Source organism: Cellulomonas sp. B6 (assembly GCF_001462455.1).
GTDB lineage: Bacteria > Actinomycetota > Actinomycetes > Actinomycetales > Cellulomonadaceae > Cellulomonas.
Genome location: NZ_LNTD01000152.1, coordinates 1 through 6785, shown reverse-complemented (window position 1 = coordinate 6785; position 6785 = coordinate 1). Strand labels below are relative to the sequence as shown.

Here is a 6785-nt window from a genome sequence, read left to right as displayed (position 1 = left end):
CCGCACTCCTCTGCCCCAGCCGCGCGAACTGGTCACAGAAGTGACCGGTTGACGGCCGCCCGGCCGGATACGTGACCAGTTGCCGGTCGGCGGGGGCCCGACCCCGGCGGGGAGCATGGCTCGACGTCCCGAACTGGTCACAGAAGCGACCGGTCGCCGACCTGTGATCGGAAGACGTGACCAGTTGCCCACCGCCGGGGTCACACCTCGACAGGGGCCCGGCCGGCGGTGCCACCGGGCCGACGGGCCAGATCGCCAGATGAGTCCCCCCCCCCGAGGCGAGACCCGGATCCGCTCGACGGCGCGAACAGGTCAGAGAAGCGACCAGCTCATGCGCACCTGCGGGGATCCCTGACCAGTTGACCGCGCGCAGGGCGCCAGGAGCCGAGGCAGGGAGGACGGCTGTGCGCGGGAGGACGACGGGGCAGGGCTGCGTGAGCTGGTCAGAGGAGTGAGCAGTTGCCCGCCGACAGCAGCAACCCCCGACCAGTCACCCACCGACAGCAGCAACCGGGCCTGGGACCACCAGCGGGCCAGAGACCACCAGGAGGTGCACCTGCCAGATCCGCGACCATCCGCAGACGCACCGGCCGGCGTCAGGGGCGGTCGGCGGGCAGGTGCAGACGGACGACGGTGCCGTGGCCGACGCGTGAGCGGAGCGTCGCGCGGCCGCCGTGCCGCTCGGCGATGACGCGCACGAGCGCGAGGCCCAGCCCCGAGCCCGGCGTGCCGCGCGCGTCGCGGCCGCGCGCGAGCTCGTCGAACACGACGCCCACCTCGTCGTCCGGCACGCCGGGGCCGGAGTCCGCGACCTCGACGACGACGGTCCCGCCCTCGTCCGACCCGCGAACCTCCACCGGCGTGCCCGGCGGTGAGAACTTCACGGCGTTGCCCAGCAGGTTGTACACCGCCAGGTACAGCAGGTCGACGTCGCCGCGGACGTGCGGCAGCGGCCACGGCACGGTCGGCAGCGACACCGTCACCGCCGGGCGCGGGCGCCCCGCGGCCTGCGCCTGCGCGAGCACGTCGTCCACCGCGTCGCGCACGACCTGCGCGACGTCGACGTCCTCCTGCTCGATCGGCTGCGTCTCGAGCTCGGCGAGCTTGCGCAGGTCCGCGACCAGGTGCGCGAGCCGGCCCGCCTGCGCGTCGAGCGTCGCGTGCGCGCGCGCCGCGCCGTCGTCCGACGCGGCCGCCGGGCCCAGGCCGGCGACGGCGGCACGGATGGCCGTCACCGGGTTCTTCAGCTCGTGGTCGAGCCGCTGCAGGAACCGCCGGTGCCGCGCGCGCTCGTCCGCGCGAGCCGCGGCCTCGGCGTCCGCGACCGCCGCGGCGTGCACCCTCACGCGCCGTTCGCGCACCGCGCCGACGCCCACGAGCAGCACCGCGACGACCAGGCCGCCGACCGCGAGCGCGAGCGGCAGCCGCGTCGTCACGACCAGCACCCACGCGCGCCCGCTCAGCGCGAGCGCACCACCCGCCACCAGCCCCAGCAGCGCGACCGCACCGGCCACGACGAACCACGGCCGCAGGCCGCGCGGCACGCTCACGCGCGCACCCCGCGCGTCACCGTGCCGCAGAACCGGTACCCCGCCTGCGGGACGGTCTCGACGAACCGCGGCGCGCCCGCGTCGTCCCCGAGCACGCGCCGGATCTCCGCGACGCGGTGGTCCACCGCACGCGTCGTCACCATCGACTCGAACCCCCACAGCGCCGACAGCAGCCGCTCGCGCGTGAGCAGCTCACCCGGGTGCGTCACGAGGTAGTCGAGCAGCAGCGACGCCTTGGGCGTCAGCGCGACGGGAGCGCCCGCGAGCGTCACGCGCCGTGCCGCGCGGTCGACGCGCAGGTCCCCGCTGACCAGCACCTCGGCCGTCGCGAGCGGCGGCTGCCCGGGCACCGCGCGGCGCAGCACGGCCCGCACGCGCGCGAGCAGCTCCTGCGGGTCGAACGGCTTGTTGAGGTAGTCGTCGGCGCCCTCCTCGAGGGCCGCCGAGCGCTCGTACGACTCCCCCACCTGCGTCAGCAGCACGACCGGCGTCCAGTCGCCGCCCGCGCGCAGCCGCCGCACCAGGCTGCGGCCGTCGAGCCGCGGCATGAGGACGTCGCACACCAGGATGTCCGCGGGCGTGGCCGCGTGGACGTCGAGCGCCTGCTGCCCGTCGCCCGCCGTGCTGACGCGCAGACCCGACCGCTCGAGGAACGGCGCGAGGCCGTCGAGGATCGCGCGCTCGTCGTCGACGAGCAGCACGTGGGGCGCGTCGTCCACTAGCGCGTCCCCCACCACAGGCTGCCGCCGACGAGCAGCACCATCGCCGCGTACACCAGGCACATGCCGTACCCGAGCACGAGGCCGATGACGGCCATCCAGCCGCCGCCGTCCCCGGTGCGGCGGATCTGCGCCAGACCCAGGTGCCCGAGCACCACGGGGATGATCGCGAAGCCGAGCAGCCCGGTCACGAACGCCGCGATCGCCATCGGGTTGGTGCGGCGCGTCACGTACGGCTGACCGTAGGGGCCGGCCGGGTAGCCGGGCGGCGTGCCGTAGGCGGGTCCTGCGGGCGGCGGACCGTACGAGGGGGTGCCGTACGGCGGCGGGGTCGGGTCGCTCATGCTGTCCTCCGGTGAGGGGTGCGGTAGCCAGGGGCTGCGGTGCCGCGGTGCGCGGCGGACGGGCAGGGCGGGAGGTCAGCCGTCGACGTCGAGCCGGACGACGCCCACGGGGCCGTAGCTCACGTCGGCGCCGGACGCCTCGACGCGGGGTGTGCCGTCCTCCCAGGCGACGCGGACGCCCGCGCCGTCGACCGTGACGGTGCCGACGTCGGCGACGACGGCCCGCACGCCCGCAGCCTCGACGACGAGGTGCTCGACGCGTCCGGCGACGACGCGCGTGTCGGCGCTCTGCACCGACAGCGTCGCGCAGTCGTCCGTGACCTGGACGGTCGCGCCGACCTCGACGACCGTGAGGTCGCCGCCGCCGCACGTCGCGGTCTGCGTGACGGACTCCAGCAGGCCGGCGCGGTCGAGCAGCGGCGGCAGGCCCGAGCCGCGTGGCGCACCGGCCGTGGCCGGCGACGTGGACCCGAGGTCGCGGCCGTCGCCGACGCGTGTCGGGGCGGGCAGGGGACGGACCCCGCCGTCGGGCGCGCTGCGCTCGGCGTGGGCCGAGACCTCCACCTGCGGCGCGGGCGACGCGTCCGCGTCGACGACCCGGACGGAGCACCCCGCGGCCAGCACGGCGACCGCCGCCGCGACGAGAGCCGGAGCGGCCACGCCCCGGGCACCGACCGCCGCGCGGACCCGCGACGTCACGACGGGACCACGATCTCGACGCGCCGGTTGAGCTGGCGCCCCGCCGGGTTGTCCTTGCCGTCCAGCTCGTTGGGCGCGACCGGGCGGCTCTCGCCGAACCCGACGGCCTCGAGGTCGCCGCTCATGCCGCGCTGCTCGAGCGCCGCGACCACGGCCGTGGCGCGCTTCTCCGACAGGGTCTGGTTGTACGCGTCGTCGGAGATCGAGTCGGTGTGGCCCTCGACGCGCGCGGCCGGGACGGCGGCGAGCACGCTCGCGACCGCGTCGAGCGTGGCCGCCGCGTCGGGCCGGACCTGTGCGCTGTCGAAGTCGAACAGCACCGAGGAGTCCAGGACGAGGCGCGTGCCGCACGACGGCACCGGCGCGATGACGCCCATCGACGGGAAGCTCCCCAGCGGGGGCACCGGCGGCAGCGGCTCCACCTCGATCGGCGTCCCGTTCACCAGGCCCGTGCCGTCGCCGTAGTTGTTGATCGTCAGGTCCGCCGACGCGTACAGGCCCGAGCCGTCGCCGTAGTTGGTGATCGACACCGCGCCGTCGGTCGCCGTGCCCGACCCGTCGCCGTAGTTGGTGATCGAGCGGTCACCGCGCGACCAGGTGCCCGACCCGTCCCCGTACAGCGTGACCGCCGTCGTGCCGTCGGCGTAGCTCCCGGACCCGTCGCCGTAGCTGACCACCGACGTCGCGCCGTCGCTGTACGTGCCCGACCCGTCGCCGTACACCGTGACCGCGACGCCGTTGAGGGAGTACGAGCCCGAGCCGTCGCCGTAGTTGACGACCGAACCGTCGGGCCCGGTGAACGTGCCCGACCCGTCGCCGTACGCGAGCAGCTCGCCGACGCCCGTGCCCTCGGCCTCGCAGCGCAGCGTCTCGACGCGCACGCCCGGCAGGTCGCCGACGGCGTCGTCCACCTGGATCGCGAAACCCGCGAGCGACGCGTCGAGCATGCTGAGGTCGGGCAGCAGGAACATCGGGACCGGCGGGATCTCCCCCGGCCCGTACCCACGGACGGTCGGCACGGCGGGCCCGGTGGGCGTGGGCGACGCGGTCGGCGTCACCCGGTCGGGGCGCGTGGGTGCGGGGGACGAGGGGGCGGCCTCCTCGACGGAGGCGCCGCACGCGGTGAGCAGCGTGCCGGTGAGCAGGACGGCCAGGGCCCCGGCGGTGCGGCGGGCCGGGCGGGCGATGACGTCGGACATGGCACACAACGTAGGGCGAACCACGCATCGTGCGATCGTCGAGACGTCGCAGGGGTGTCGCAGTCCTGCGACGAGGGGTCGCAGGTTCACCCGGGCGGACGAGCGCGGCGGTACCGGGTCACGGCCGGTCACGACGCAGGAGGCGGCTCGCCCGGCCGCGCGCGCCGCCGGGTCGGCGGGACGCGCGTCGGACCTGGCGTGGTCCGGACGGGGCGCGACGGGACGGAGCGCGGTCCGCACGGGGCGCGGTCCGCACGGGGCGCGATGAGACGAGGCGCGGTCCCGACGAGTCACGGTCCGGACGGGGCGCGACGGGACGAGGCGCGGTCCCGACGAGTCACGGTCCGGACGGGGCACGCTGGGCACGAGGCGCGCTCCGGACAAGGTGACTCGCGACGTGGTGCGGACGGTCCCGGCGTCGTCCGGCGAGGCTGCGGCCCGCCGGGGTCACGCCTCGATCTGCTCCTCGATGACGCGCCCGCCGAGGACCTGCGCCACGAGCTGCACCCCCACGAGGCCGGACTGGCCGATCGTCGGGTCGTCGGGCGACGGCTCGTCGGGCTCCTGCCGGCGGCTGCGCGACTGCGCGGCGGCGGCCCGCGCCGCGGCGGCGCCACGCTCGCGCGCCGTCGCGCCGGGGCCGACGGGCGGCGCCGACGGCGCGGCGGGAGCCGCGGGACCGGACGCGTCCGCGCGCGCCGAGCCGGGCGCACCGCGGCCGGAGGGCGCGCCCGCGGGGGCCGTCCGGTGCGGTGCCGGACCACCCGAGCGGGGCGCGGCGGGCCGCGGCGGACCGTCGCGCCACGGGTCGTCGGGCTCGTCGCCAGGCGGGATGTCGTCGTCGTGGTGCGCCACGACCGGGGCGGCGCCGGACGAGGCGCCTCCCGCCGATCGCGCGTCGGTGCCGGACGCGGACCGGGCCTCCGACGCGGTCGATGCCGTGGCGGTCGGTGCCGTGACGGTCGACGTCTCGGTGGTCGGCGTCGCGGCGGTCGATGCCCTGGTGCCCGGCATGACGGGGCCAGCGGGGGCCTCGTCACGACGCGACGAGACGGACGGGTCCGACGCTGCGGCGTCGTCGGCCGCGGGATCGGGCTCCCAGGGCGGGACCGGACGACCGCTCACGGCGGCGCCGGCACCGGGATCGACGACCCCGCTCCCGGCGGCGGTGTCGTGGTGGTCCGTCGTCGGACCGGAGGTGCCGTCCGCGGGTGCCGCCTCGACCGGGTCGGATCCCTCGCGACCGGACGTGGTGGGAACGCGGTCGGCGGCGGGTGCGGCCGGTGCAGCGCTCAGGCCCGCGGGGCGCTCAGCGTCGCCGGCGCTCGTCGCGGTCGACGTCGGCGCGTGACCGCCGCCCTGCGTGGTCGCGGCGTCGGCGGCCCCGGCGTCACGTGCGGGGTCGGGCGTGCCTGCCCCGGACGTCGCCGGCACGGGGTCGCCCCACGACGCGGCGGCCCGCTCGGGCGAGATGACGTCGGGGACCTGCGGCGTCGGCGCGCCGGGGTTCGCCGGTCCGTGGCCGCCCGACCCTCCCGACCCGCCGCCGGGCTCGTCGAGGACGGCCTCGACGCGCGCCGTGACGCCGAGGGTCTCGGCGAGAGCACGCGCGACGACGTCGCCGTGGTTGCTGTTGCGGAACGTCGTGACGAGCCCCGGCTGCGCGAAGCCGAGCCGCAGCGTCGTCGCGTCGAGCTCGAGGATCTGCGCGTGCTGGTTGACCAGCGCCCACGACGGCAGCCGGAGCCGACGCAGCGTCGTCAGCACGTCCGGCCAGCGTCGGCGCAGCATCTCGGTGTCGGCGGCCGCGGCGGCTGCCCCGGGCACGACGGGCGCGGCGGCAGCAGGTGCGGCGACCGGCGCGACGGGCGCGGGTGCGGCGCCGGGCTGGGGGGCCGGTGCCGCGGCCGGTCGTGCGGGCGGCGGGGTCGCGGCGGCCGTCGGCGCGGCGCCCGTCGGGGTGGCCTCCGACGAGGCGACGCCCGACGGGGCGGCGTCCCACGACGCGGCCGCGTCTCGCACCCGCTCGTCGCGCGCCGACGTCCGCGGTGCTGCGTGCTGCGCCGCGTCGTGGGGCGGCGGCGCACCGTCGGACGGACCGGCGGTCGACGCCCCCGGGTCGGCGCCGTCGGCCCGCGGGGCCGCGGGGGTGACGGCGGCGTCCGGCGCCTGGTCCGTCCGAGCAACGTCCGTCCGAGCAGTGTCCGGGCCCTGGTCCGTCCGAGCGGTGTCCGGGCCCTGGTCCGTCGGAGCGGCGTCCGTGGCCGGGGCCCG

General features: G+C 77.5%; 6 protein-coding genes. All 6 read right to left on the bottom strand.

Annotated features, from left to right (window positions below; genetic code table 11):
• Positions 1–596: 596 nt before the first annotated feature.
• The 6 genes from ATM99_RS13680 to ATM99_RS13655 all read right to left on the bottom strand — a co-directional run bounded on the left by ATM99_RS13680 (position 597) and on the right by ATM99_RS13655 (position 6533).
• On the bottom strand, positions 597–1550 hold the full coding sequence (locus ATM99_RS13680) for a sensor histidine kinase KdpD (RefSeq protein WP_223305084.1): 954 nt from the start codon (positions 1548–1550) through the stop codon (positions 597–599).
• On the bottom strand, positions 1547–2269 hold the full coding sequence (locus tag ATM99_RS13675; RefSeq protein ID WP_082659757.1) for a response regulator transcription factor: 723 nt from the start codon (positions 2267–2269) through the stop codon (positions 1547–1549). The genes ATM99_RS13680 and ATM99_RS13675 overlap by 4 nt, the downstream gene beginning before the upstream one ends.
• Entirely contained in the window at positions 2269–2613 is a 345-nt protein-coding gene (locus ATM99_RS13670) for a DUF4190 domain-containing protein (protein ID WP_062103429.1), read from the bottom strand. Before ATM99_RS13670 ends, ATM99_RS13675 begins: the two co-directional genes overlap by 1 nt.
• Before the next feature lie 75 nt (positions 2614–2688).
• Positions 2689–3312 carry a hypothetical protein gene (locus ATM99_RS13665; protein WP_062103428.1) on the bottom strand — a complete coding sequence of 208 codons (624 nt, stop codon included), beginning with the start codon at positions 3310–3312 and terminating at the stop codon, positions 2689–2691.
• On the bottom strand, positions 3309–4511 hold the full coding sequence (locus ATM99_RS13660) for an OmpA family protein (protein WP_062103427.1): 1203 nt from the start codon (positions 4509–4511) through the stop codon (positions 3309–3311). The genes ATM99_RS13665 and ATM99_RS13660 overlap by 4 nt, the downstream gene beginning before the upstream one ends.
• Before the next feature lie 447 nt (positions 4512–4958).
• Positions 4959–6533, bottom strand: a complete 1575-nt coding sequence (locus ATM99_RS13655; protein ID WP_150118293.1) for a hypothetical protein — start codon at positions 6531–6533, stop codon at positions 4959–4961.
• Positions 6534–6785: the final 252 nt, after the last annotated feature.

Excerpts from the sequence above, each read along its gene's own strand:
- ATM99_RS13660 (WP_062103427.1), bottom strand. The coding sequence starts at position 4,511 with ATGTCCGACGTCATCGCCCGCCCGGCCCGCCGCACCGCCGGGGCCCTG.
- ATM99_RS13670 (WP_062103429.1), bottom strand. The coding sequence starts at position 2,613 with ATGAGCGACCCGACCCCGCCGCCGTACGGCACCCCCTCGTACGGTCCG.